Source organism: Citrobacter braakii, from assembly GCF_009648935.1.
GTDB lineage: Bacteria > Pseudomonadota > Gammaproteobacteria > Enterobacterales > Enterobacteriaceae > Citrobacter > Citrobacter braakii.
Window position 1 is genome coordinate 1670454 of sequence record NZ_CP045771.1, and the last position, 26219, is coordinate 1696672.

Genomic DNA, 26219 nt, shown 5'->3' on the forward strand with positions numbered 1-26219 from the left:
GATAATCCATAAATGAAGCAGCTCTCTTCACCGTTACAGCAGTACTGGCCGACCGTTGTTGAGCGGCTGCCAGCAGCAATATCTGAGTCCTCGCTTAGCATTCAGGCGAAGTCAGTGCTTACATTCAGTGATTTTTTTCGCGACAGCATTATTGCCCATCCCGAATGGCTGGTCGGACTGGAAAGCACGCCACCCGAGGCGGATGAATGGCAACACTATGCTGATTGGTTACAGCAAGTATTGGTCGACGTTAGCGACGAAAACACGCTGATGCGTGAGCTGCGCCTGTTTCGCCGTCGCATCATGGTGCGTATCGCCTGGGCGCAGACGCTGTCGCTGGTGACGGAAGAGAGTATCTTGCAGCAGCTAAGCCATTTGGCTGAAACGTTGATCGTCGCCGCGCGTGACTGGTTATACGCCGCCTGCTGTCGTGAATGGGGTACGCCCTGTAATCCACAAGGTGTTGCGCAACCGCTGCTGATTTTAGGCATGGGGAAACTGGGTGGCGGCGAACTGAATTTTTCCTCTGATATCGATCTGATTTTTGCCTGGCCGGAGCACGGCAGTACGCAGGGTGGACGTCGCGAGCTGGATAACGCGCAGTTCTTTACCCGTATGGGCCAGCGGCTCATCAAAGTGCTGGATCAGCCCACAATGGATGGATTTGTCTATCGGGTGGATATGCGTTTACGCCCGTTTGGCGACAGCGGCCCGCTGGTGCTGAGCTTCTCCGCGCTGGAGGATTATTACCAGGAACAAGGGCGCGACTGGGAACGCTATGCGATGGTCAAGGCCCGCATTATGGGCGATTGCGACGGTACTTACGTCAGTGAGCTTCGCGCTATGCTGCGGCCTTTTGTCTTCCGCCGCTATATTGATTTCAGCGTGATCCAGTCTCTGCGTAACATGAAAGGAATGATTGCCCGCGAAGTGCGCCGCCGTGGCCTGAAAGACAACATTAAGTTGGGTGCGGGCGGTATTCGTGAAATCGAATTTATCGTGCAGGTATTCCAGCTTATTCGCGGTGGGCGCGAGCCGTCATTGCAATCCCGCTCGCTGTTACCCACGCTCAGCGCCATCAATGCGTTGCACCTGCTGTCAGACGCCGACGCGGAACAACTGCGCGCAGCCTATCTCTATTTACGTCGTCTGGAGAACCTGCTGCAAAGTATCAATGATGAGCAGACCCAGACGTTGCCAGGCGATGAACTGAACCGCGCGCGGCTGGCGTGGGGGATGAACGTCGATGACTGGCAGCAGCTAACCGATGTGCTGGCCAGTCATATGGACAACGTGCGCCGGGTGTTTAACGAGTTGATTGGCGATGACGAAGCAGAAACCCAGGAAGAGTCGCTCTCAGAACAGTGGCGTGAACTGTGGCAGGACGCATTACAGGAAGATGACACCACGCCGGTGCTGACGCATCTGGCGGATGACGATCGCCGGCGCGTGCTGTCTCTGATTGCCGATTTTCGCAAAGAGCTGGATAAACGCACCATTGGCCCACGCGGACGCCAGGTGCTGGATCACTTAATGCCGCATCTGCTGAGCGATGTCTGTTCGCGTGACGACGCCTCAGTCCCGCTGTCGCGCATCACACCGCTGCTGGTAGGCATAGTGACCCGTACGACCTATCTTGAGCTGCTGAGCGAATTCCCCGGAGCGCTTAAGCATCTGATTTCGTTATGTGCCGCCTCGCCGATGATCGCCAGCCAGCTGGCGCGGTATCCGCTGTTGCTCGATGAACTGCTGGATCCGAACACCCTGTATCAACCCACCGCGACGGATGCCTACCGTGATGAACTGCGCCAGTATTTGCTGCGCGTACCGGAAGATGACGAAGAGCAGCAGTTGGAAGCGCTGCGTCAGTTTAAGCAAACGCAGTTGCTGCGCATTGCCGCGGCAGATATCGCTGGTACGCTGCCGGTGATGAAGGTGAGCGACCACTTAACCTGGCTGGCGGAAGCTATTATTGATGCGGTAGTCCAGCAGGCATGGATGCAGATGGTCGCTCGCTACGGGCAACCCACTCATCTTGACGAGCGTGAGGGGCGCGGTTTTGCCGTCGTCGGGTATGGCAAACTGGGCGGCTGGGAGCTGGGCTACAGTTCGGATCTTGATCTGATCTTCCTGCATGACTGTCCTATGGACGTGATGACGGATGGTGAGCGTGAGATTGACGGGCGACAGTTCTATCTGCGTCTGTCGCAGCGCATTATGCACCTTTTCAGCACCCGCACCTCATCCGGTATTTTGTATGAAGTGGATGCGCGGTTGCGTCCGTCCGGCGCGGCGGGAATGCTGGTGACATCAACCGAGGCTTTCGCTGATTACCAGCGCAACGAAGCCTGGACGTGGGAGCATCAAGCGCTGGTGCGCGCTCGAGTGGTGTACGGCGACCCACGGTTGACCTCTCAGTTTGATGCGATTCGTCGCGATATCATGACCCTCGTCCGCGATGCGAAAACCTTGCAGACCGATGTGCGCGAAATGCGTGAGAAAATGCGTGCCCATTTGGGCAATAAGCATCGCGATCGTTTTGATATCAAAGCGGATGAAGGCGGCATCACCGACATTGAGTTTATTACGCAATACCTGGTGCTGCGCTATGCGCATGAAAAACCGAAGCTGACGCGCTGGTCGGATAACGTGCGCATTCTGGAGTTACTGGCGCAAAACGACATTATGGATGAGCAGGAAGCGCTGGCGCTTACCCGTGCTTATACGACGCTGCGCGATGAACTTCATCATCTTGCATTGCAGGAACTTCCGGGCCATGTGGCGCCGGAGCACTTCGACGCTGAACGTACGCTGGTGCGTGACAGCTGGCAGAAGTGGCTGGTTGCCGAGTGAAGTGTGCTATTATCGCGCGCAAATTTTAAGACCCTCAGAGAATCTCTCAGGAGACAGGAATGAAAGTAACGCTGCCAGAGTTTGAACGTGCAGGAGTCATGGTTGTCGGTGATGTGATGCTAGATCGCTACTGGTACGGTCCTACCAGCCGTATTTCACCTGAAGCGCCGGTTCCGGTGGTGAAGGTTGATACCATTGAAGAACGTCCCGGTGGCGCAGCAAACGTGGCGATGAACATTGCCTCTCTGGGAGCGAATTCGCGTCTGGTCGGCCTGACTGGGATTGACGACGCGGCGCGTGCGCTGAGCAAAACGCTGGCGGATGTGAACGTAAAATGTGACTTCGTTTCTGTGCCAACTCATCCGACGATCACCAAACTGCGCGTGCTTTCCCGCAACCAGCAACTGATTCGCCTGGATTTCGAAGAAGGTTTTGAAGGCGTGGATCCGCAGCCACTGCATGAGCGTATTAACCAGGCTCTGGGCTCCATTGGCGCTTTGGTGCTCTCCGATTACGCCAAAGGCGCGCTGGCAAGCGTGCAGCAGATGATTGCTCTGGCGCGTAAGGCTGGGGTGCCGGTGCTTATCGATCCGAAAGGGACCGATTTTGAACGCTATCGTGGCGCAACGCTGCTGACGCCGAATTTGTCTGAATTTGAAGCGGTGGCCGGTAAGTGCAAAAGCGAAGATGAACTGGTTGAGCGCGGCATGAAAGTGATTGCAGATTTCGACCTTTCCGCGCTGCTGATCACGCGTTCCGAACAGGGTATGACGCTGCTGCAACCGGGCAAATCGCCACTGCATATGCCGACGCAGGCGCAGGAAGTGTATGACGTGACGGGGGCGGGCGATACGGTGATCGGCGTGCTGGCTGCGACGCTGGCGGCGGGGAACACTCTGGAAGAGGCGTGCTATTTTGCTAATGCCGCAGCGGGTGTTGTCGTCGGTAAACTAGGGACTTCCACCGTTTCCCCGATTGAACTGGAAAACGCCGTGCGCGGTCGGGCCGATACTGGCTTTGGCGTGATGAGCGAGTCTGAGCTGAAACAGGCCGTAGCCAGCGCCCGCAAGCGCGGTGAGAAAGTGGTGATGACCAACGGCGTGTTCGACATCCTGCATGCGGGCCACGTTTCCTATCTGGCGAATGCGCGCAAGCTGGGCGATCGTCTGATCGTGGCGGTAAACAGCGATGCTTCGACCAAACGTCTGAAAGGCGAAACGCGTCCGGTCAACCCGCTGGAACAGCGCATGATCGTGCTGGGCGCGCTGGAAGCCGTCGACTGGGTGGTCTCTTTTGAAGAAGACACACCACAGCGTCTGATTGCCGGCATCCTGCCGGATCTGCTGGTAAAAGGCGGCGACTATAAGCCGGAAGATATTGCGGGCAGCAAAGAAGTGTGGGCGAACGGCGGAGAAGTGCTGGTGCTGAACTTTGAAGATGGCTGCTCAACGACCAATATCATCAAGAAGATCCAAAAAGACAGCGATAAATAACAAATGCTGGAAACGTATCGAACTTTTGGATTCGATACGTTTCTTGCTATTGATGCTGCGGTTTTCTTCAACCCAGAGTAAAGGAATAAGGGGAGAGGGGATTTCTCCCCCCGATTTACTTTTACATGACGTTACACTAAGCGTGCGTCACGCTGACCTTAAATCCGACCCCTCTTAGATTTCGTGGGAAACTGTGAACCAACGCAGTGGGTTTGCGCACAATATGTACAGAATAACTTCGCATCCAGGGAAATACTGAAATTAGAAAAAGCATATGGCCTTAACAGATATTCAATAACTGGAGGGTATGCTCATGAACAGCAATATGTATTCAATGAACAATTTCGATTTCCTGGCCCGTAGTTTTGCCAGGATGCAAGCTGAGGGCCATCCCGTAGATATCCAGGCGATAACTGGGAATATGGATGAAGAACATCGTAGCTGGTTTTGCAAACGCTATGCGCTGTACTGCCAGCAGGCGACGGAGGCCAGGAAGCTAGAACTGGAACACTAACAGAAAAAACGGGCCTTGCGGCCCGTTGTCGTTTTTACTCTTGCGGATCGACTGACGGGATCGCGGGAGCAGGTTTAACTTCTGCCGTTTTTTCACGCGATTCCAGCTCAGTCAGACGTTGCTCAAGCAGCGCCAGCTTTTCACGGGTACGCAGCAAAACCTGAGTCTGTACATCAAACTCTTCACGGCTTACCAGATCCAGACGGGTCAGCTGTGACTGCAGCGTTTGACGAATTTTCTTCTCGACGTCTTCGCCAAACTCGCGGATCCCTTTCGGCATCGACTCGTGAACCTGACGAGCAATCTGCTCAATTTTTTTCGGGTCAATCATTGTGGTTTCCCTGAACTGGTACGTGTTGTTGCCTATTGTAGTGCGAACTGGCACAGGCATAAACCAGAATTGTGTGAAGCTAAGACGAGCAAAGGCGTTGATGAAGGTAATCAATAGCGTTATAGTTAACCCGCTTATTCTCAGGGCGGGGCGAAATTCCCCACCGGCGGTAAATCAACTCAGGTTGAAAGCCCGCGAGCGCTTTGGGTGCAAACTCAAAGGTCAGCAGATCCGGTGTAATTCCGGGGCCGACGGTTAGAGTCCGGATGGGAGAGAGTAACGATCCAGTCGGGCATGGACCCGCTCACGTTATTTTTTTGCCGCTTAGACGGTACTCCTAAGACTGCCCTGATTCTGGTAACCATAATTTTAGTGAGGTTTTTTTACCATGAATCAGACGCTACTTTCCTCTTTTGGTACGCCTTTCGAACGTGTTGAACTTGCGCTGTCTGCGCTGCGTGAAGGACGCGGTGTGATGGTGCTTGACGACGAAGATCGTGAAAACGAAGGCGATATGATTTTCCCGGCAGAAACCATGACCGTTGAACAGATGGCTCTGACCATCCGTCACGGCAGCGGTATTGTATGCCTGTGCATCACTGAAGACCGACGCAAACAACTCGATCTGCCAATGATGGTGGAAAATAACACCAGCGCTTACGGTACCGGTTTTACCGTTACCATTGAAGCCGCAGAAGGCGTGACCACCGGCGTTTCCGCTGCGGACCGTGTTACTACGGTGCGTGCGGCAATTCAGGATGGCGCTAAACCTTCCGATCTTAACCGTCCGGGGCACGTTTTTCCGCTGCGTGCTCAGGCAGGTGGCGTGTTGACCCGCGGTGGTCACACTGAAGCAACCATCGACCTGATGACGCTGGCAGGGTTTAAACCGGCAGGCGTGCTGTGCGAACTGACCAATGACGATGGCACCATGGCGCGTGCGCCAGAATGTATCGAATTTGCCGGCAAGCATAATATGGCGGTAGTTACTATCGAAGACCTGGTGGCTTACCGTCAGGCGCATGAGCGCAAAGCCAGCTAATCGCAAATTACCACGTTAGTCGCGGTAAGCATAAAAAACCGAAGCCATCTTCCAGGCTTCGGTTTTTTTGTTTCTTGCTCCGATTATTTGGTTCTCACCCGCTTTAATGCCCATGCGGCGCTCATAATGACGAGCAACAGTAAGCACAAACTAAAGGCCAACAAACAGGCCTGCGCCATGTTCATAAAATGCCAAGGCGGGATCAGATACCAGCCTTCTGACTGCTGGTACAGATCGACAAACCACTTTTGCGTACTGCTGAGCACCACGCCGTCGGGAACGATGGGAGCGTCATAGCCGCAATCTCCTGTGGGTTTAAACCACTCCGGAGCCCAGTTGGCCAGAGGCAAATTAAAAGGGAATGTCGGATCGGTGGAGCATCCCTGTACGCCAAACAGCGAATCCGGGTCCGGGTTATGTACAGCATAATGAATGCCGTTAAGTTTAATGGAGAACTTAATGCCCAGGATGCTGCCGTAAAATGCCGCGATACAACCGATGAGCTTCAGAACAACATTTTTGGGGTTGATTGCCGCAATCAATCCGCCAAAAACCATCACCAGCATGGCAAAGCGAATGTAGACACATTGCTCGCAGGGGGCCATGTAGAGATAGATTTGGAAGAACGAGTGCGCCAGAATAATCAATCCACCCATTGCGCAAGCCATCAACAGCCACAGAAAGCGCTGTTCCTGCCATCTCACCAGGGTATCAACCGGTGTATTGCGTAAGTCTCGCCACGATCCTTTTATGAAAGCCATAGCCGGGTCCCTGTTTATTTTTTCGCGAGCTCTCTGACAAGCTCAGCCATGGAATCAATAGATTTGATATTTTTGGTGTAGATCAGGTATTTACCATTGACGACGTAAGCCGGAACGCCCTGGATTTTGGCGACATCATATGCTGCTTTCCATTTCTCCAGCGTTTGCTGGACGGCAGGATCCTTCAATGCCGCGTCAAAATCAGCCTGGCTCATGCCCGCTGCATCCAACCCTGTTTTGATGAATGAGGCGGGATCTTTACCCTCTGACCAGCGCTCTTTCTTATCGTGGTAGGCGGCGTAATAAGCGAACTTGGCTTTTTTAAACTGTGATTTGGCGTCAAACAATGAAATACCTGCAGCCATGTCCCTGGCAATCATTACGGCAAAGATTTCACTGGCCTGCTTACCGTATTCCCCTTTGGTTTCCAGATGAAACGGAGTGAAAGTAACGACATCGGAGACTTTGTCTGACACGGGCCCTGTCACGGCTTTATCATATTTGTAGCAAAATGGGCAGGCGTAACTGAATACTTTGATTAACGTCTTATCAGCATTGGGAATTGGTTTTTCCAGAACCATATAGTCAGTGCCTTCAGTAAACGCTGATGCTGCAAACGGTGAGGCCAGCGCGGCGGTTAATACCACACTTTTAAATAATGAAGTGATCCATTTAGATGACATAATTAATCCTTAATCTAATGTAATTATTTAAACATTTGGCGTGGATGAACCAGCAATGCACGGTAGTGAGTTTGATTTGGCTTATCGGACAGGACATTAATTTCGACTTTGACTTCTTTTGTTTTGTAGTCAATTTCGTTGATTTTGCCGATGGTTGGCTGTCCAACGTCAAATAAATTAATCGAACCACCAAAGCCAAACATGGTGTCACGATCTTTTTGATATTCGATAACCGAGGTGATAGGGCTATAAAAATCATAACCGCGCTCTTTTCCGTACTCCCAAATTTGCTGGACGGTCCCTTTTTTCTCGTCAATTTTATATTCGACGAAACGGGAGTATTTCATCGTTGGTAACGCTGGTTGTTCGAGTCCGCGGCCATCGCCGTTGTCAAAAATGGTAAGCGTTCCTTTGCTGGAGAGCCATGCGGTGTGTTGAGTGTAGGTAAAATCGAAATCGGTATTCTCGCACTTGCCATTTTCATCACATTTCAGTGCGTTGCCTTTATCATCAACCGGTTTTAACAGCTTGCTTGCCAGCGCCTTATTCCAGCCTTTAGACGGTGCAAGGATCCACTTAACCTGTTTATCGCGACCGATTTTGACAACCCCCTGATGGCGGGAAGAGATAATGATGGCGTCATCTTTGGCATCAAAGGCGATAGAGTTAACGTGCGCCCAGTTACGACCCGCACCCACGCCGAGGGCATCACCGTAGGGGGTATCTGGCTCCAGTTTTGCCTGCTGGCCGGCATGAGCGAGGTCCACGTTGACGCACACCGCGCCCGCATCTAACGCACCCAGCAGTGCATCACGCATCGGATCGAGAATTTTTGTCAGATCCCACACGTCGACAACACGACCGGATTTGTCGACTTCAATAATCTGGTCGCGAATAGTTTGTACGTGAATGCCATCTTCCTTGCGATAGTCGCGTTTACCCACGCGAAGCAGTACGGTGCCGTTCACCGTTTCGACGGACTCATGCGATGCGTCGAGGAATCCGCGCGGCAGCTTATGGTCGGCCAGAATCTGGCCCATCATATCGAACTCATACCAGTGCTGGCCCTGTACGGCGGTGAAGGTGCCGCGCGGTGTCTCCCGTATGCCCATCAGGTAACCGCGCTTGTTGATATCCATGTCATGACCGTCATAGAAAGTGTCCTGATCCAGCCACCAACGATATTCGCCTTCCGTATCAACGACAAAGGTAAAGGGTGCGATATCAAAGGGTAATGCGCCACCGGCCGGACCAGCATCCAGGATACCGGCATTTTTATCTTTTTCACCATGCCAGTGGAATTCTGCGCCCTGCGCGGTAAAGGTGTGGGTATTCACCAGATAGAGACGGTCTTCAAAGCCAGGTGCGACCTTAATAACGTTTGTTTGCTGTAAATCGGAAATAGAACGGTTATCCATGTAGTGATTAACGATGGCAGATGTTTGCACCACGTAATCTTCCTTGATGGCCTTGCCATTTTCTTTATATTCAACAGTGACCTTATTAGCGAACTTTTGATAAAGGCCAAAAATAGGAACCCCATCGTAGGTGGCGAGGGATTCTTTGCCGACGGTATAGGTAATTGGGACTCCTTTTTCACCTTTACCATGAACGGTAACTTTAACATCCGAAATAACGTGACTATCTAATTCAACCAGTGCGGTAAGAGGGGCGTTTCCGTATGGGTCAACGACTATCGCACCCAATTTTCCTGCGGCTGGGCTGGTTGGAAACCTGCGGCAAATGAATTCCCTGCGGCAAAGCCAAACGTCAGTGCAAGCGTTCCGGCTAGAAGTGTTTTTCGGTACTGTGTAAACATGGATATATCTCCTTATATTATCTTTAAATATAACAGTGCTGAATATATTATGTTTTTACGATGTGAATATAATAAAAAATGGTATTGCTGATGCTACTTTTATGGTGAATATATTAACATTGATGAAATGTATTATTTTGCAGGTGCTAATTTTTATTATTTTTGGGATGGTATGAGTGCGTTATTTTAAGGGCAATATTTATTATTGCGCAGTGTGATCTTGTCGACATTGTTTTATTTTTTATAACGGTGTTAACTATTTGCATAGCTGCTGGTTTATATGATCGAAATCATATATTTGTTTCTGGAATATGCCACTATAGGAGTATGTCAGAATAAGGTTGTGTAAAATTTTAACGTTAAATGTTTAATGATGTTAAATTTTAAGGGTAAAAGAATGTTTATCGCCTGGTACTGGATTGTATTAATTGCACTCGTTGCAGCTGGTTATTATTGCCATATGAAGCGTTATTGTCGGGCATTTCGGCAAGACCGGGATGCATTACTCGAGGCGCGAAACAAACTCTTTCGTCGTTCTGGCGAAGATAACAGCGCGGTTAAGGAACAGGAATAGTCCTTCACGTTCTGCTATGGATGAGCGGATGCTGTAAATTAGCAGGGTGGCATCCGCCCTCTGAATTAGCCGATCCCCATGGACTGGAGGATGACAAGACTTAACCCCATCACCGACATTCCACAAAGTACCCCATAGCTGGGATTATTATTCGGGTCGATCTCTTTTGCCAACGGCATTAGCTCATCGACGGACAGCGCCACCATAATTCCTGCGACTGCTGCCATTATTGCCGCCATCACCACCGGCGAGATCAGGCTCCCCAGAATTAACCACGCCAGTACGCCACCCAGGATTTCCGCCATGCCCGAGATCCCGGCCCAGAATATCGCCGTACGTTTGGAGCCCGTGGCTGCATAAACTGGACCCGCAACGGCTAATCCTTCAGGAATATTGTGTAATGCGACGGCAAGGGCAATACCAAAGCCCAGCTCGAGGTTGCTGCTGGCGGTAACAAACGTCGCTATCCCTTCAGGGAAGTTGTGCAGGCTAATGCCGAGCGTTAATAAAATCGCAGTACGTTTAATGGAGCCGGGCAGAGGCCGCGTGGTTTTCTGTACCAGATCCTGAGGGTGCGCATGCGGCAATAGGCGGTCCAGGCCAAAGTATCCCAGTAAGCCAACGATAAACATTCCGTAGCCCAATATCGGCGACATACCTTCAGCAGCCAGTGCGGCTGGGAGCATCTCCATCAGTGAGATCAGTAACATAATCCCTGCGGCGAAGCCTAACGAAAAGGCGAGCACGCGGTTGGAGGGTTTTTGCCCTAACACGCCGAGAAATGCGCCGATAAACGTGGCGGCACCTGCCAGTAAAGTCAGAAGTAAAGGTACTGACATCGACAAATAAAACTCCTTATCAATCTGCTGTCCGGGTCGGATCGTCAAAATAACTGATGATCTTCATCATGGTTATCTGAGTTCTTCATCAGCCGAATAAGCGTATTGTGGTGGTATCAAAATGACTCCCTCAGTAAGGATATCATCATGTCTTCAACTCGTATGCCAGCATTGTTTTTGGGTCACGGTAGCCCGATGAATGTTCTGGAAGATAACGTTTATACCCGCGCCTGGCAGCAACTGGGGGAAACGTTGCCGCGCCCGAAAGCCATTGTGGTGGTCTCGGCGCATTGGTTCACTCGTGGCACGGGCGTGACGGCGATGGAAGCGCCTAAAACAATCCACGATTTTGGCGGTTTTCCGCAGGCGCTGTATGACACCCATTACCCGGCTCCTGGATCACCGGAACTGGCGCAGCATCTGGTTGACTTGCTGGCCCCGGTGCCCGTTACCTTAGACAAAGAGGCGTGGGGTTTTGACCACGGTTCATGGGGCGTGCTGATCAAGATGTACCCGCATGCGGATATTCCGATGGTGCAGCTGAGCATTGACAGTACCAAACCTGCGGCCTGGCATTTTGAAATTGGCCGCAAGCTGGCGGCACTGCGTGATGAGGGCATTATGCTGGTAGCCAGCGGTAACGTGGTGCATAACCTGCGCACTGCGCGTTGGCACGGTGAGAACACGCCATATCCGTGGGCGACCTCATTCAACGAATATGTTAAAGCAAACCTGACATGGCAGGGACCGGTTGAACAGCACCCGCTGGTGAACTATCTCGATCATGAAGGGGGATCGTTATCGAACCCGACACCGGATCACTATCTGCCGCTGCTGTATGTATTAGGTGCCTGGGATGGCAAAGAGCCGGTGACTATTCCTGTTGACGGGATTGAGATGGGAAGTTTGAGTATGTTGTCGGTGCAGGTCGGATGATAAATGCCCGATGGCGCTGCGCTTATCGAGCCTACAGTTCATGCTGTAGGCCGGGTAAGACGCAGCCACCACCCGGCACTCTCAGTCATTCGACAAAAATATGCGGATAGAAACGCGAGAGATCCTGCGTGATCAACGCGCGGTCTTCGCGAATGCCAATGCCAGCTGGTTGATCGTTGATTAGCCAGCTGCCGATCAACATATAGCTGTCGCCAAACTTCGGTAGCTGATGGAATTGCTGCACGATCATACCTTCTTCGCCGTACGGCCCTTCCACTGCTTCGATCGTTTTACCGTTTTCGATAATTGAAACGTTCGCGCCTTCACGTGAGAAGATCGGCTTTACGACGAATTTATCCATCTGAGGATAGTCATCTTCGGCGAAATACGCAGGCAGCAGATTCGGATGATCCGGGAACATTTCCCACAACAGCGGTAATAACGCTTTGTTGGAGATGATGCTCTTCCAGGCAGGTTCCAGCCAGCGAACGCCAGCGTCTTCCAGCTTGGTGGAGAACATTTCGCGCAGCATGAATTCCCACGGATAGAGCTTGAACAGGTTAGCAATGACCTGATCCTGCATATCCGTGAACTGACCTTTTTCACCAAGACCAATATCTTCGACATAGAGGAATTCAGTGGCGATTTCAGCTTCTGCAGCGCAATCCTGCAGATACTGGATCGTTCCGCGGTCTTCCACCGTATCGCGACAACAGGTCAGATGTAGCAACTGAAAACCATACTGCTCACGCAGCTCGGCGAAACGCTCGATCAGCTTTTCCTGCAGACTGTTGAATTGATCGCTGCCTTCCGGCAGGTTGCCTGCATTGAGTTGGTCTTCCAGCCAGATCCACTGGAAAAACGCAGCTTCGTACAGAGAGGTTGGCGTATCGGCGTTGTTTTCTAACAGCTTAGGCTCGCCCGTGCCGTCCCACGCCAGATCGAGACGCGAATAGAGCGACGGTTGCTGTGTCTGCCAGGACTGGCGGACAAAGCCCCAGGTATGCTTCGGAATGCGAAACTTGGTCATCAGCTCATCGCTGGCGATGACCCTTTCCACCACTTTGAGGCACATTTGATGCAGCTCTGCGGTGACCTCTTCCAGCTTTTCTACCTGAGCAAGCGTGAGCTTATAATACGCATCCTCACACCAGTACGGCTCGCCGTACATAGTGTGAAAGTTGAAACCGTATTCGGTGGCTTTATCGCGCCAGTCCGGGCGCTCAACAATACTGACTCTTTCCATGACGATCAGCCGCCCATTGAACGTGTGGTAGTACCGCTTGCGCTACGCTGCATGGTGCTCTGTTTAGCCACAGATTCGCCAAATCCGCCGCGGGTTACGGTAGAGGTGGTAGCCGGTTTCGGCGCCATGGCGGTTTTCGGTACGGTCATGGTGCGACCCGGCGTTGCGGCGCCGTAGTTTTTGCCGCCGGCATCCGTATATTTGCCGTATGCCGGGCTGGCCGGATTTTTCGAGCTGAACAGCGGCTGCTGAGCGCCCATACCGCCACCCATCATGCGGCCCATCATATAGCCTGCCATCAGCGGCATCCAGAAGCTGCCGCTGCTTTGATTCTGCGCCTGAGCCTGGCCTTCACCGGTCGGCACCATGCCCGCTTGTGCAGGTGCCTGTTGGCACTGGCCTTCGCCGAATTCAGCGATACAGTCTTCGCGAGTGGCGTATTTTGGCGCGGTGCGTTCAGCTTCTTTCAGCGCATTGTTAAACGCGGTGGTACATTCGGCGCTTTTACCCGGATTAGCTGCAGAGCAGTCGTCCGCGTTCTGATAAAGCGAAACCGTTTCGTCACTCTTTTCACAGCCCGCGAGCATAAAAACAGCGGTAACTGCCAGAGCGACAGGAGTCAGGTGGCGCGCGCTCCAGCTTTTGCGGAACGAGGCGTGATGTATAGATTTTGTCCGTTTCATTTATGTCTTCCAGGACCCAGTGGTAACTCTGCTCAGAATAGAGGATGACTGGTCGAAATTGAAGCGGGAAGAGGCGAGAATGCGGAAGAAGGGGTGGATCTTTACGTTGCCTTACGTTCAGACGGGGCCGAAGCCCCGTCATCAGCATCAGTTACGGAACGGGTTGTTACCGTTGCTGCTGGTTGAACGTGCAGCCGTTGGTTGAGCCGCAGGCATATTGCCGTTGCTGTTAAAGTCATTCACAGCGGCATCTTGCTGCGGATTTTGCGGCGCGACGCTATCCGGAGAAGTCGGGATCGGTTTACCCAGCGTATTATTCAGCGCCACCAGATCCTGCTCGTTCAGCGTACCGAGCGCAGATTTGACGTTAAGCTGGTTGATAAGATAGGTATAACGCGCATTCGCCAGTTGCTGCTTGGCGTTGTACAGCGTGGTGGTGGCATCCAACACATCCACGATGGTACGGGTACCTACGGAATAGCCTGCTTCCATCGCATCTAAAGAGCTTTGGGCAGAGACAACCGCTTGTTTGTACGCGTTAATGCTACTGATGGAAGCATTAATGTTGTTGAACGAAGAACGCACGGTTTGCACCACGCTGCGGTGTGCGCTTTCCAGTTGTTCGCTCGCGCCAACAAAGTTGTACTGCGCTTGTTTCACCTGCGAGTTAACCATCCCACCCTGGTACAGCGGCAGCGAGAAGTTCAGACCGATTTTGTTCTGGCCCATGTTGCTGTCGTTGTACTGGGAGGTGTTGGTTTTCGACCCGTTGTAGGAGGTGTCAGAAACGCCGGTAGAGGCGGTCAAACCCAGCGTCGGTAAGTGACCATCCTGCGCCAGACGAATCTGTTCACGCGCCAGATCCTGGCTCAAACGCGCCTGCAATAATGAGAGGTTGCGGTTTTCTGCTTCTTTCAGCAGCGCGTTCACCGCTTGCGGTTTGTTGGTTTTAAAGCCATCAACGTTCAGCGAAGCCAGTTCCGGGTAGTAGTTACCGGTCACCTGGCGCAGCTGTTCTACCGCGTTGTCGAGATTGTTACGCGCGGTAACTTCGTTCGCCAGTACGGTATCGTATTGTGAACGGGCGTTCTGTACGTCAGTGATGGCGACCAGGCCCACGTTAAAACGCTGTGTGGTCTGATCTAACTGACGATAGACCGCATCTTTCTGTGCCTGAGTGTAAGACAGCACGTCAATCGCGTTCAGTACGTTAAAATAAGCGGTAGCGGTATTCAGGATCAGCGTTTGCTGATCGGTCTGATACGTTACGTCCTGGATGCCTGCTGATTTTTCTTGCAGCGTCAGGGCACGCCATTTAGACATGTCGAACAGCGTCTGAGTCAATTGTAATGACGCGCTGGTTGCGTTGGAGTTGACGCCATTTGCATCACGGTAGCCATTGCTGTAGGTGTAATCGGCACCTAAACCTAGTTGCGGCAGTAATGGGCTACGCGCTTCGTTAATTTTTTCGAATGCAGCATCGCGATCGGCGGCGGATTTACGCAATTCCGGGTTGCTCAGGCGTGCTTGCTGATAAACCTGCATCAGGTTTTCTGCCTGGCTCAAAGTAGTGAACCCCGACAGGCTCAGGCCGATAAGGATGGGGAGCAATTTCTTCATTTGCATTCCTTGTTGTGAAGCAGTATTTAGCGCTGATCAAATTGTAAAAATATTTGCTGATTCTAGCAGAATCCGCCACTTCAAAAAGTTGGCGTTACGTGCCATACGGCGTTAATTTGCATCAATTTAACACAAGGGCGTTCAAACATCAGTCAAACGACCTTGAAATTCACATTTTAATCACTATTGGTTTCAGGACAGCACAATGCGTAAACCAGACAACTTGCCAATGACTTTCACTAAAAATGATGTAGAAATTATTGCACGAGAAACGCTATACCGCGGTTTTTTTTCACTGGATCTTTATCGGTTCCGCCATCGCCTGTTTAACGGTGGTATGAGCGGTGAGGTAAAGCGCGAAATTTTTGAGCGCGGACACGCGGCAGTCTTGCTACCCTTTGACCCTGAGCGGGACGAAGTTGTTCTGGTCGAGCAGATCCGTATCGCAGCGTTTGATACCAGCGAAAGCCCGTGGCTCCTGGAAATGGTGGCCGGAATGATTGAAGAGGGCGAAACCGTTGAGGATGTGGCTCGTCGTGAAGCGATGGAGGAGGCTGGGCTGGAAGTTAAACGTACCAAGCCCGTTCTGAGCTATCTGGCAAGCCCTGGCGGCACCAGTGAGCGCCTGTCTATTTTAGTTGGCGAAGTGGACGCCACGACCGCGAGCGGGATCCACGGTCTGGCTGATGAAAACGAAGATATTCGTGTTCATGTGGTGAGCCGGGAGCAGGCTTATCAATGGGTTGAAGAGGGGAAAATCGACAACGCGGCTTCTGTCATCGCCTTGCAATGGTTACAGCTGCACTATCAAGAGTTAAAAACTGAGTGGAAAAAATGAAGCGTTACACACCTGACTTCCCTGAAATGATGCGCCTGTGCGAAACCAACTATTCGCAATTGCGCCGTCTGCTGCCGCGTAATGACGCAGCCGATGAAACAGTGAGCTATCAGGTCGCAAACGCACAATATCGGTTAACGATCGTTGAATCGACCCGATACACTACGCTTGTCGCGATCGAACAAACGGCACCCGCGGTCACTTACTGGAGCCTGCCGTCATTGACAGTCCGCCTGTATCATGACGCGAGGGTGGCCGAAGTGTGTTCGAGTCAGCAGATCTTTCGCTTCAAAGCGCGGTATGATTATCCAAATAAAAAGTTGCATCAACGCGACGAAAAGCATCAAATTAATCAGTTTCTGGCCGACTGGTTACGGTACTGTTTAGCACATGGAGCGATGGCGATTCCGGTTTATTAGCGTCGTGAAACCTAAGGACACCATTTGGAAAGCCTGTTAACCCTTCCTTTGGCTGGTGAGGCCAGAGTCAGGATCTTACAAATTACAGACACTCACCTGTTTGCCGAAAAGCATGAAACGCTGCTGGGTGTAAACACCTGGGACAGCTATCAATCCGTACTGGATGCAATACATGCAGAGTCGCCTGAATACGATCTGATCGTCGCGACTGGTGATTTGGCGCAGGATCAATCCGCTGCGGCCTATCAGCATTTTGCTGAGGGCATCGCAAGCTTTCGTGCGCCCTGCGTTTGGCTACCGGGCAATCACGATTTTCAGCCGGCAATGTACAGCGCGCTACAGGACGCGGGGATATCACCCGCTAAACGCGTCTTTATTGGTGAACAGTGGCAAATCCTGTTGCTGGACAGCCAGGTGTTCGGCGTTCCCCACGGTGAATTAAGCGAATTTCAACTCGAATGGCTGGAACGTAAACTTGCCGATGCGCCTGAGCGCAATACTTTGCTGCTTCTGCATCATCATCCTCTGCCGGCAGGCTGTAGCTGGCTCGATCAGCATAGCCTGCGTAATGCCGCAGAGCTGGATAACGTGCTGGTGAATTATCCTCGTGCCAAGTATTTGTTGTGTGGGCATATTCATCAGGAACTGGATTTGGACTGGAACGGACGCCGCCTGCTGGCGACGCCGTCGACCTGTGTGCAGTTTAAGCCACACTGTTCCAACTTCACGTTAGATACCATCAGCCCCGGCTGGCGGACGCTGGAGCTTTTTGCTGACGGGACGTTGCAGACTCAGGTACGCCGTCTGCAGGGTAATCGGTTCCACCCTGATACCGCTTCAGAAGGCTACTGATGTCTACGCTTCTTTATCTTCACGGATTTAATAGTTCTCCTCGTTCGGCGAAGGCATGTTTGCTGAAAAACTGGCTGGCGGAGCATCATCCGCACGTTGAGATGATCGTACCCCAACTGCCACCGTATCCGGCCCAAGCCGCAGAGATGCTGGAATCGATCATTCTTGAACATGGCGGAGAGTCGCTGGGAATTGTCGGTTCCTCACTAGGAGGCTATTACGCCACCTGGCTGTCGCAATGTTTTATGCTGCCCGCGGTGGTGGTGAACCCTGCTGTCCGACCTTATGAACTGCTGGTCGACTATCTCGGTCAAAACGAGAACCCCTACACGGGGCAGCAATATGTGCTAGAGTCACGCCATATTTACGATCTTAAAGTCATGCAGATTGACCCGCTGGAAGCGCCGGATTTGATCTGGCTGCTTCAACAAACGGGCGATGAAGTGTTGGACTACCGCCAGGCGGTGGCGTATTACGCCTCCTGCCGCCAGACAGTTATTGAGGGCGGAAACCACGCATTCACGGGCTTCGAAGATTATTTCAACCCGATTGTCGATTTCCTTGGACTGCACAGTTTCTGACGATCAATTCGAATTGCTTATTTAAACCATGACGCAAACTTATAACGCTGATGCCATTGAGGTACTCACTGGGCTTGAGCCGGTACGCCGTCGCCCGGGGATGTACACCGATACAACCCGTCCGAACCATCTTGGACAGGAAGTGATTGATAACAGTGTGGATGAAGCACTGGCGGGCCACGCAAAACGCGTGGACGTGATTTTACATGCCGACCAGTCTCTGGAAGTTATTGATGATGGCCGCGGCATGCCGGTAGACATTCACCCTGAAGAGGGCGTTCCGGCGGTAGAGCTGATCCTCTGTCGTCTGCACGCAGGCGGTAAGTTCTCCAACAAAAACTATCAGTTCTCTGGTGGTTTACATGGGGTGGGGATCTCCGTGGTCAACGCCCTGTCGAAGCGTGTGGAAGTGAATGTGCGCCGCGACGGGCAGGTGTACAACATCGCGTTTGAGAACGGCGATAAGGTGCAAGATTTACAGGTTGTCGGTACCTGCGGTAAACGCAATACCGGAACCAGCGTGCACTTCTGGCCGGATGAAAGCTTCTTTGACAGCCCGCGTTTTTCCGTTTCGCGCTTAACGCACGTACTGAAAGCCAAAGCTGTGCTGTGCCCAGGCGTTGAGATCACCTTTAAGGATGAGGTCAATAACAGTGAACAGCGCTGGTGCTACCAGGATGGCCTGAATGACTATCTGAGCGAAGCGGTAAATGGCCTGCCGACGCTGCCGGAAAAACCGTTTATCGGTAATTTCAGCGGTGAAACAGAAACCGTGGACTGGGCGCTGCTCTGGCTGCCGGAAGGCGGCGAGCTGCTGACTGAAAGCTATGTGAACCTGATCCCAACCATGCAGGGCGGTACGCACGTTAACGGCCTGCGCCAGGGTTTGCTGGATGCAATGCGCGAGTTCTGTGAATACCGCAATATTCTGCCGCGCGGTGTGAAGCTGTCGGCGGAAGATATCTGGGATCGCTGTGCTTACGTGCTGTCAGTAAAAATGCAGGATCCGCAGTTTGCCGGACAAACCAAAGAGCGCCTCTCTTCGCGGCAGTGCGCGGCATTCGTCTCTGGCGTGGTGAAAGATGCTTTCAGCCTGTGGCTGAACCAGAACGTGCAATCAGCCGAACTGCTGGCTGAGATGGCGATTTCCAGCGCCCAGCGTCGTCTGCGGGCGGCGAAAAAAGTGGTGCGTAAAAAGTTGACCAGCGGTCCGGCGTTGCCGGGGAAACTGGCGGACTGTACCGCACAGGATCTTAATCGCACCGAACTGTTCCTCGTCGAAGGTGACTCGGCGGGCGGATCGGCTAAACAGGCGCGCGATCGTGAATATCAGGCGATCATGCCGCTGAAAGGTAAGATCCTCAACACCTGGGAAGTCTCTTCCGATGAAGTGTTGGCCTCGCAGGAAGTTCACGATATTTCGGTGGCGATCGGCATCGATCCGGACAGTGATGATCTGAGCCAGCTGCGCTACGGTAAGATCTGTATTCTGGCGGATGCGGACTCCGATGGTTTGCACATCGCCACGCTGCTGTGCGCGCTGTTTGTGAAACACTTCCGTACGCTGGTGAAACACGGTCACGTCTATGTGGCGCTGCCGCCGTTATACCGTATCGACCTCGGTAAAGAGGTGTATTACGCGCTGACGGAAGAAGAGAAAGCGGGCGTGCTGGAGCAGTTAAAGCGCAAGAAAGGCAAGCCGAACGTGCAGCGCTTTAAAGGTCTGGGTGAAATGAACCCAATGCAGCTGCGTGAAACCACGCTGGATCCGAATACCCGCCGCCTGGTGCAGCTCATCATCGATGACGAAGACGATCAGCGTACCAACGCAATGATGGATATGCTGCTGGCCAAGAAGCGTTCTGAAGATCGCCGTAACTGGTTGCAGGAGAAAGGCGACCTGGCGGATCTCGAAGGGTAATTGACCGTGAATGCCTGGTGGCGCTGGGCTTACCAGGCCTGAGGATTGCAATATAAGCCGGATACGTCTGTTTATGGCGTTATCCGGCAAATCGACAATCTTAAATGCCAGACTCCAGAATACGAATACTCATGTCCAGCACGTCGCCTTTCACGGCTTCGCTATAGGCTTTCATATGCGGTGTCTGCAAATGCGCTTCAAGATGCGCAATGCTTTCCCACTGTTCAACCATCACGATTGAGTCCGGGGCTGTGGTCTGAAAACTGACGCCAGCAGCATGATCGACCATCGGCGCGTAGCCGTGGCAGCCTTCTTCTTTCAATACGGTTGGAACGATTTTAGCGAATTGATCCAGTACCGCCTGGCGGTGATGTTGACCTGGACGTGTACGGATTTCTGCAATAACGGTAAGCATGGTTAACTCCTTCTAATTCCAGGTTACCAGTTAACCAAAAATTTCGTTCAGATGCTTGCGATATTCTGCGATATAACGCGGGACGTCCGGCATTTTAATCACGTCATTGGTGATAAAGGTCGGCAGCGCTTCCATTCCCAGGAACTGGTTTGCTTTATGGAACGGGAGATAAACGCCATCAACGCCAACGCCATGGAAGAACTGATCTTTTTCAGTAAAAGCTTCCATCGGTGCGTTCCAGGTCAGTGACAGCATGTATTTTTTGCCCTGAATCAGCCCACCGGAGCCGTATTTTTTAGACGCATCTGAACGCGTGCGACCATCGCTGGCGTACAGCGTACCGTGACCTTCGGTAAACACGTCATCAATGTATTTTTTCACGGTCCACGGCGCACCCATCCACCAGCCAGGCATTTGCCAGATAACCACATCGGCCCAGACGAAGTTCTGTACTTCATCAGGAATGTCATAGTCGCTGTCGGCGCGCACGATTTTAACATCATGCCCGAGGTCGCGCAGAAGGCCATCCGCGACCTCGGTCAGGGTGTCGTTTAACTGACCGTTGGAGTGGGCGAATTTTTTCGCACCATTGATAATCAGAATGTTGCTCATTTTGTGTCCTTAGGGAAATACGTTTGAAGACGATTTTACCCCTACCAGCGACGCGGTGAAATTAGCAAAATGTGCAAAGTCTTTTGCTATTTGAGCAATAATAACGCAATTACCAACTGACCTTCGCTTCAAAGCCACCTTGCGGAGCGTTGCCAAACGAGGCTGACATTCCATGCAATATTGCGATACGGCGGACAATCGATAGGCCGAGACCGCTGCCGGTCACGCTTTGTCCCGGTGGACGATAAAAGCGTTCCCCGATGTGCATAAGGACCTCTGGCGCAACGCCAGGACCATTATCCTTGACGCTAAAATTCCGGGCGTTGAGCGTCACTTCCACAATGCTACCCCGCGGGCTGTAGCGGATCGCATTATCCAGCAGATTTCGTACCATCAGGCTCAGCAACAGCGGCTGTCCAGTGCGCATGATGTTGTGCGCGTTAATCTGCAAACGCACGTCGATATGCGCCTGCTGGGCCGAATGGTAGATATCCATCACCGCGGATTGCAAAAGCTCCTCCAGCGAGATTTTCGCCACATCCTGAAGATTGTCGAGGGAGTCGAGGCGTGAAAGCGTCAGTAACTGATCGACCAGTCGGGTGGCGCGTTCAATTCCCGCATGCAACTGTACCAGCGCTTTTTCCCGCGTTTGCGGGTCGTCGTCTGACAGTTGCACCACTTCAGTTTGTACTTTCAGCGCGGTCAACGGGCTGCGCAGCTCGTGGGCAGCATCAGAAGTGAAGCGCCGTTCGCGGACCATCATGGAATGGGTGCGGGTAAACAACTGATTGAGCGATTCAACCAACGGGCGTACTTCGCTTGGCACACCTTTCGGGTCGAGCGGCTCCTCCGATTCCGGTGAGCGCCAGCGCAGAGCCTGCGCCAGTTTTTTTAGCGGCCTGAGTTCACGGCTAATCATGACCACCAGGATTAGCAACATCAGCGGCAGCGCAATCAACCACGGTGTTAACTGGGCGGTGACGATCGACAGCGCCATATCCTCTCGATACTCCCACTCCTGGCCTACCACAATGCGGTATTTGCCGTCAGCGGAATTCAGCCACAGAAAACGCCATGCGTCGTTGTCCCCCTTGAGTTGGCCATCGGTAAAGCCTTCGCGGGTGTAGCTGTAGGGAATGTCCTGGCCGTTGTCGCCATCGTGCAATACCATTTTGCCGTCGATGGTGAAGATGGCAAACGTCAGCGCGTCGTCATCAATATGGCCGTGCTTGAGCTTCTTCGGCGTGCGAGCCATATTGCTTGAGGTGGTGACGTCGCTGATATCCAGCGTGCTGAGCCGCTTGGCGAACAGCATCAGTTGGGTATCAAACAGCTCATCGACATGGTCGGTGGTCTGCTTCCAGGCTACAAAGCTCGAAACGGCCCAGGTTGCCGATGCCAGAATCAGAAAAATAAGCGTTAGCCTGATGCGCAGGCTGAGGCGTTGTGTGAGTTTCATGCGTCACCCAGGGTGTAGCCAATGCCATGCACGGTACGGATAAAGTCGCTGCCGAGCTTACGGCGTAAGTGATGGACGTGTACCTCAATCGTATTGCTGGAGACGTTTTCGTCCCAGGTATACAGTTTTTCTTCAATCAGTTTGCGGGGCAGGACGCGACCCTTATTGCGCATCAGCAGCTCCAGTAGAGCGAACTCTTTGGGTTTGAGAGACAAAGGCTCATCTGCCGACGTGGCAACCAGCGCGCCGGGATCGAGCGTCACCTGACCATGGCGCAATATGTTGCTCGCCTGGCCGCTGGCACGGCGCACCAGCGCCTCCAGCCTGGCGGCAACTTCGATCAGCGCAAAGGGTTTGCACAGATAGTCATCCGCGCCGAGACGCAGACCCTCAACGCGTTCCGCCAGCGCGTCGCGAGCGGTCAGAATCAGCACTGGCTCCTGCTTCCCGTTGGCTCGCCATTCGCGCAAGATGTCCCGTCCGTCGATGCCTGGCAGCGTCAGGTCGAGGATCACCGCATCATAAGGGGCGCTGTAGAGCGCTTCTTTCCCCTGGCGACCCTCGGTAAACCAGTCGATGCTGAAACCCATTTTACTCAGACCTGTTTTCAGGCCGTCGCCGATCAATGTGTCATCTTCGATCAGTAAAATACGCATATGTTCTTCCCTGCAGCCGCTCTCATTAGCGTCAGTAAACCTTGTGACTACAGCCTCTGTACAGCAAAAAAAGTATCTTTTTTTGCCTTAAGAACTTGTTAAGGATTAACTTATTTAATAGTCGTAAACCAAAATGAAAGGGAGACATGACGATGAAAAAATTAGCTGCAATGGTTGCCGTAATGGCACTGTGTTCCGCACCTGTTCTGGCAGCGCAGCAGGGCGGTTTCTCTGGACCGACAACCACCACGCAAAGCCAAAATGGCGGATTTGTCGGCCCGAATGGTAGCAGCGCGACGGTAGAAAGCGCCAAATCACTGCGTGATGACACTTGGGTTACCCTGCGCGGGAACATCGTTGAGCGTATTTCCGACGACCTGTATGTGTTTAAAGATGCGACCGGCACAGTGAATGTGGATATCGACCACAAGCGCTGGAACGGCGTAACCGTCACACCGCAGGATGTGGTTGAAATCCAGGGGGAAGTGGATAAAGACTGGAACTCCGTTGAAATCGACGTGAAACAGATTACCAAAGTTGCCAAATAATCCCCATCAGGGCCGCACTCGTGGCCCTTTTCTTTGTGACTCAACACGCCAGATAGGGTAGTATCTGCGGCAATATTGCCCTTCAATAGAGGGGTACAAAGTTGAGGAACCACGATTAATGAGCGATATGGCAGAGCGCCTGGCGCTGCATGAATTCACGGAAACCGCCTATCTGAACTACTCCATGTACGTCATCATGGACAGGGCGTTGCCGTTTATTGGCGATGGTTTGAAACCCGTTCAGCGTCGCATCGTGTACGCGATGTCCGAACTGGGGCTGAATGCCAGCGCCAAATTTAAAAAATCCGCCCGTACCGTCGGTGACGTACTGGGTAAATACCACCCACACGGCGACAGCGCTTGTTATGAAGCGATGGTGCTGATGGCGCAGCCTTTCTCTTACCGCTATCCGCTGGTTGACGGGCAGGGGAACTGGGGGGCGCCGGACGATCCGAAATCCTTCGCGGCGATGCGTTATACCGAATCCCGCCTGTCTAAATATGCGGAAGTTCTGCTGGGTGAACTTGGCCAGGGAACGTCGGACTGGGTGCCAAACTTCGACGGCACCATGCAGGAGCCGAAGATGCTGCCTGCGCGTCTGCCAAATATTCTGTTGAACGGCACGACCGGTATTGCCGTTGGTATGGCGACGGACATTCCGCCGCATAACCTGCGTGAAGTGGCGAAAGCGGCGATTACCCTGATTGAGCAACCGAAAACAACGCTGGATCAGTTGCTGGACATCGTGCAGGGGCCGGATTACCCGACCGAAGCGGAGATTATTACCTCGCGGGCGGAGATTCGTAAGATTTACGAAAACGGACGCGGCTCCGTACGTATGCGCGCGGTATGGACGAAAGAAGACGGCGCGGTGGTGATTTCCGCACTGCCGCATCAGGTTTCCGGGGCAAAAGTGCTGGAGCAGATCGCCGCTCAAATGCGCAATAAAAAGCTGCCGATGGTAGACGACCTGCGCGACGAATCGGATCACGAAAACCCGACCCGTCTGGTGATTGTCCCGCGCTCCAATCGTGTGGATATGGAGCAGGTGATGAACCACCTGTTTGCCACCACCGATCTGGAAAAAAGCTACCGCATCAATCTGAATATGATCGGTCTTGATGGTCGTCCGGCGGTGAAAAATCTGCTGGAGATCCTCACCGAATGGCTGGCGTTCCGCCGCGATACCGTACGTCGTCGCCTGAACTATCGTCTGGAAAAAGTGCTTAAACGCCTGCATATCCTTGAAGGTTTGCTGGTGGCGTTCCTCAACATTGACGAAGTGATCGAAATTATTCGTCATGAGGATGAACCTAAGCCCGAGCTGATGTCGCGGTTTGGCATTTCCGAAACCCAGGCTGAAGCCATTCTTGAGCTGAAATTGCGCCACCTTGCCAAACTCGAAGAGATGAAAATTCGCGGCGAGCAGGATGAGCTGGCGAAAGAGCGCGATCAGCTGCAAGGCATTCTGGCTTCCGAGCGTAAAATGAGCAACCTGCTGAAGAAAGAGCTGCAGGCTGATGCCGAGGCCTATGGCGACGAACGCCGCTCTCCGCTGCAGGAACGTGAAGAAGCGAAGGCGATGAGCGAGCACGACATGCTGCCGTCAGAGCCAGTGACCATTGTGCTGTCCCAGAGTGGTTGGGTGCGTAGCGCGAAAGGCCACGACATTGATGCGCCGGGATTAAGCTATAAAGCGGGCGACAGCTTTAAGTCTGCGGTGAAGGGTAAGAGCAACCAGCCGGTGGTGTTCGTGGACTCGACCGGACGCAGCTACGCCATCGACCCGATTACGCTGCCGTCGGCGCGTGGACAGGGTGAACCGCTGACCGGGAAGCTCACGCTGCCGCCGGGCGCGACGGTTGAGCACATGCTGATGGAAGGCGACGATCAGAAACTGCTGATGGCATCCGATGCGGGTTACGGTTTTGTCTGCACCTTCAACGACCTGGTAGCTCGTAACCGTGCTGGTAAAGCATTGATTACACTGCCAGAAAATGCGCGCGTTATGCCGCCGGTTGTGATTGAAGATGAAACCGATATGCTGCTGGCAATCACCCAGGCCGGTCGCATGTTGATGTTCCCGGTAAGCGATTTGCCGCAATTGTCAAAAGGCAAAGGGAACAAGATTATCAATATCCCTTCAGCGGAAGCGGCAAAAGGTGAAGATGGCCTGGCGCAGCTCTACGTGCTGCCGCCACAAAGCACGCTGACTATCCACGTCGGTAAGCGCAAAATTAAACTGCGTCCTGAAGAGTTGCAGAAAGTGACCGGCGAGCGTGGCCGTCGCGGTACGCTAATGCGTGGTCTGCAGCGTATCGATCGCATTGACATTGACTCGCCTCGACGCGCCAGTCACGGCGACAGCGAAGAATAACGCTACCGTCCGGCTCTCCCTGTTTTAGCCCGGGGAGAGCCAACGTTAAAAATTCCCGTGAAACCGTTGTTTATTCGTGCGTTGCGATTAACAATACGCTTTTCCAGAGAGCCGCCCTTAACAAAGCCCTAACCTGATACTGCGTGA

The 26219-nt window shown here is 52.8% G+C and carries 24 protein-coding genes, 1 pseudogene and 1 riboswitch; of the genes and pseudogenes, 13 read left to right on the top strand and 12 right to left on the bottom strand.

Features of this window, described 5'->3' with window-relative positions:
• Positions 1-12 precede the first annotated feature (12 nt).
• From glnE to glgS, 3 genes are all read left to right on the top strand, one after another.
• Complete coding sequence (gene glnE, locus GFC06_RS07845) at positions 13-2853, top strand: bifunctional [glutamate--ammonia ligase]-adenylyl-L-tyrosine phosphorylase/[glutamate--ammonia-ligase] adenylyltransferase (protein WP_153690000.1); 2841 nt, start codon at positions 13-15, stop codon at positions 2851-2853.
• A 59-nt stretch (positions 2854-2912) separates the two neighbouring features.
• Positions 2913-4346, top strand: a complete 1434-nt coding sequence (hldE, locus tag GFC06_RS07850) for a bifunctional D-glycero-beta-D-manno-heptose-7-phosphate kinase/D-glycero-beta-D-manno-heptose 1-phosphate adenylyltransferase HldE (RefSeq protein ID WP_016154530.1) — start codon at positions 2913-2915, stop codon at positions 4344-4346.
• 307 nt (positions 4347-4653) lie between these two features.
• A complete protein-coding gene (glgS, locus tag GFC06_RS07855; RefSeq protein ID WP_019077704.1) occupies positions 4654-4860 on the top strand; it encodes a cell surface composition regulator GlgS in 207 nt (68 codons plus the stop codon).
• A gap of 34 nt (positions 4861-4894) precedes the next feature.
• Here glgS and ubiK read toward each other — a convergent pair whose 3' ends face one another.
• The gene (ubiK, locus tag GFC06_RS07860) at positions 4895-5191 is read right to left on the bottom strand and encodes a ubiquinone biosynthesis accessory factor UbiK (protein ID WP_003024618.1); all 297 of its coding nucleotides are present in this window, start codon (positions 5189-5191) and stop codon (positions 4895-4897) included.
• 132 nt (positions 5192-5323) lie between these two features.
• Positions 5324-5473: riboswitch (FMN riboswitch) on the top strand.
• Positions 5474-5579: 106 nt separating this feature from the next.
• Between ubiK and ribB the strand changes: the two genes are divergently transcribed.
• Complete coding sequence (gene ribB / locus GFC06_RS07865) at positions 5580-6233, top strand: 3,4-dihydroxy-2-butanone-4-phosphate synthase (RefSeq protein ID WP_016154529.1); 654 nt, start codon at positions 5580-5582, stop codon at positions 6231-6233.
• Between the two features lie 83 nt (positions 6234-6316).
• On the opposite strand, the gene dsbI is transcribed toward ribB, so the two are convergent.
• From dsbI to GFC06_RS07880, 3 genes and pseudogenes are all read right to left on the bottom strand, one after another.
• Positions 6317-6994 carry a protein-disulfide oxidoreductase DsbI gene (dsbI, locus tag GFC06_RS07870; protein WP_103767100.1) on the bottom strand — a complete coding sequence of 226 codons (678 nt, stop codon included), beginning with the start codon at positions 6992-6994 and terminating at the stop codon, positions 6317-6319.
• Between the two features lie 14 nt (positions 6995-7008).
• The gene (locus GFC06_RS07875) at positions 7009-7677 is read right to left on the bottom strand and encodes a thiol:disulfide interchange protein DsbA/DsbL (RefSeq protein WP_049283280.1); all 669 of its coding nucleotides are present in this window, start codon (positions 7675-7677) and stop codon (positions 7009-7011) included.
• Positions 7678-7700: 23 nt separating this feature from the next.
• Positions 7701-9496, bottom strand: a pseudogene (locus GFC06_RS07880) (aryl-sulfate sulfotransferase).
• A 397-nt stretch (positions 9497-9893) separates the two neighbouring features.
• Here GFC06_RS07880 and GFC06_RS07885 point away from each other — a divergent pair.
• Positions 9894-10070 (top strand): hypothetical protein, encoded by a 177-nt coding sequence (locus GFC06_RS07885; protein WP_049283279.1) that lies wholly within the window; start codon positions 9894-9896, stop codon positions 10068-10070.
• A 65-nt stretch (positions 10071-10135) separates the two neighbouring features.
• Here GFC06_RS07885 and zupT read toward each other — a convergent pair whose 3' ends face one another.
• Complete coding sequence (gene zupT / locus GFC06_RS07890) at positions 10136-10909, bottom strand: zinc transporter ZupT (protein ID WP_047499224.1); 774 nt, start codon at positions 10907-10909, stop codon at positions 10136-10138.
• A gap of 147 nt (positions 10910-11056) precedes the next feature.
• On the opposite strand from zupT, the gene ygiD reads away from it, so the two are divergent.
• Positions 11057-11845, top strand: a complete 789-nt coding sequence (gene ygiD / locus GFC06_RS07895; RefSeq protein ID WP_016154523.1) for a 4,5-DOPA-extradiol-dioxygenase — start codon at positions 11057-11059, stop codon at positions 11843-11845.
• Positions 11846-11930: 85 nt separating this feature from the next.
• On the opposite strand, the gene GFC06_RS07900 is transcribed toward ygiD, so the two are convergent.
• From GFC06_RS07900 to tolC, 3 genes are all read right to left on the bottom strand, one after another.
• Positions 11931-13091, bottom strand: a complete 1161-nt coding sequence (locus tag GFC06_RS07900; protein ID WP_016154522.1) for a glutathionylspermidine synthase family protein — start codon at positions 13089-13091, stop codon at positions 11931-11933.
• 5 nt (positions 13092-13096) lie between these two features.
• Positions 13097-13774, bottom strand: coding sequence for a DUF1190 family protein (locus GFC06_RS07905; RefSeq protein ID WP_153690001.1), 678 nt, complete (start codon positions 13772-13774; stop codon positions 13097-13099).
• A 147-nt stretch (positions 13775-13921) separates the two neighbouring features.
• Entirely contained in the window at positions 13922-15400 is a 1479-nt protein-coding gene (gene tolC, locus GFC06_RS07910) for an outer membrane channel protein TolC (RefSeq protein ID WP_141875657.1), read from the bottom strand.
• Positions 15401-15599: 199 nt separating this feature from the next.
• Here tolC and nudF point away from each other — a divergent pair, with 199 nt between their 5' ends.
• Genes nudF through parE form a run of 5 tightly spaced genes read left to right on the top strand, consistent with a single transcriptional unit; the run spans position 15600 to position 20005 of the window.
• The gene (nudF, locus tag GFC06_RS07915; protein ID WP_016154519.1) at positions 15600-16232 is read left to right on the top strand and encodes an ADP-ribose diphosphatase; all 633 of its coding nucleotides are present in this window, start codon (positions 15600-15602) and stop codon (positions 16230-16232) included.
• Entirely contained in the window at positions 16229-16651 is a 423-nt protein-coding gene (locus GFC06_RS07920; protein WP_016154518.1) for a DUF1249 family protein, read from the top strand. The genes nudF and GFC06_RS07920 overlap by 4 nt, the downstream gene beginning before the upstream one ends.
• Positions 16652-16675: 24 nt before the next feature.
• The gene (gene cpdA, locus GFC06_RS07925) at positions 16676-17503 is read left to right on the top strand and encodes a 3',5'-cyclic-AMP phosphodiesterase (protein ID WP_016154517.1); all 828 of its coding nucleotides are present in this window, start codon (positions 16676-16678) and stop codon (positions 17501-17503) included.
• Positions 17503-18084 (top strand): esterase YqiA, encoded by a 582-nt coding sequence (gene yqiA / locus GFC06_RS07930; protein ID WP_003024575.1) that lies wholly within the window; start codon positions 17503-17505, stop codon positions 18082-18084. The genes cpdA and yqiA overlap by 1 nt, the downstream gene beginning before the upstream one ends.
• A 28-nt stretch (positions 18085-18112) precedes the next feature.
• Positions 18113-20005, top strand: a complete 1893-nt coding sequence (parE, locus tag GFC06_RS07935) for a DNA topoisomerase IV subunit B (RefSeq protein WP_003024571.1) — start codon at positions 18113-18115, stop codon at positions 20003-20005.
• A gap of 100 nt (positions 20006-20105) precedes the next feature.
• Here parE and GFC06_RS07940 read toward each other — a convergent pair whose 3' ends face one another.
• The 4 genes from GFC06_RS07940 to qseB all read right to left on the bottom strand — a co-directional run bounded on the left by GFC06_RS07940 (position 20106) and on the right by qseB (position 23147).
• A complete protein-coding gene (locus GFC06_RS07940; RefSeq protein ID WP_016154515.1) occupies positions 20106-20420 on the bottom strand; it encodes a putative quinol monooxygenase in 315 nt (104 codons plus the stop codon).
• 30 nt (positions 20421-20450) lie between these two features.
• Entirely contained in the window at positions 20451-21032 is a 582-nt protein-coding gene (locus tag GFC06_RS07945; protein WP_019077693.1) for an NAD(P)H-dependent oxidoreductase, read from the bottom strand.
• Positions 21033-21141: 109 nt separating this feature from the next.
• The gene (qseC, locus tag GFC06_RS07950; protein ID WP_153690002.1) at positions 21142-22491 is read right to left on the bottom strand and encodes a quorum sensing histidine kinase QseC; all 1350 of its coding nucleotides are present in this window, start codon (positions 22489-22491) and stop codon (positions 21142-21144) included.
• Complete coding sequence (gene qseB, locus GFC06_RS07955; protein WP_153690003.1) at positions 22488-23147, bottom strand: quorum sensing response regulator transcription factor QseB; 660 nt, start codon at positions 23145-23147, stop codon at positions 22488-22490. Before qseB ends, qseC begins: the two co-directional genes overlap by 4 nt.
• A 152-nt stretch (positions 23148-23299) precedes the next feature.
• Between qseB and GFC06_RS07960 the strand changes: the two genes are divergently transcribed.
• Together GFC06_RS07960 and parC are read left to right on the top strand one after the other, a co-directional pair.
• Positions 23300-23695, top strand: coding sequence for a YgiW/YdeI family stress tolerance OB fold protein (locus GFC06_RS07960; RefSeq protein ID WP_016154511.1), 396 nt, complete (start codon positions 23300-23302; stop codon positions 23693-23695).
• A 118-nt stretch (positions 23696-23813) separates the two neighbouring features.
• Positions 23814-26072 (top strand): DNA topoisomerase IV subunit A, encoded by a 2259-nt coding sequence (parC, locus tag GFC06_RS07965; RefSeq protein WP_049283274.1) that lies wholly within the window; start codon positions 23814-23816, stop codon positions 26070-26072.
• The last annotated feature ends 147 nt before the right edge of the window (positions 26073-26219 follow it).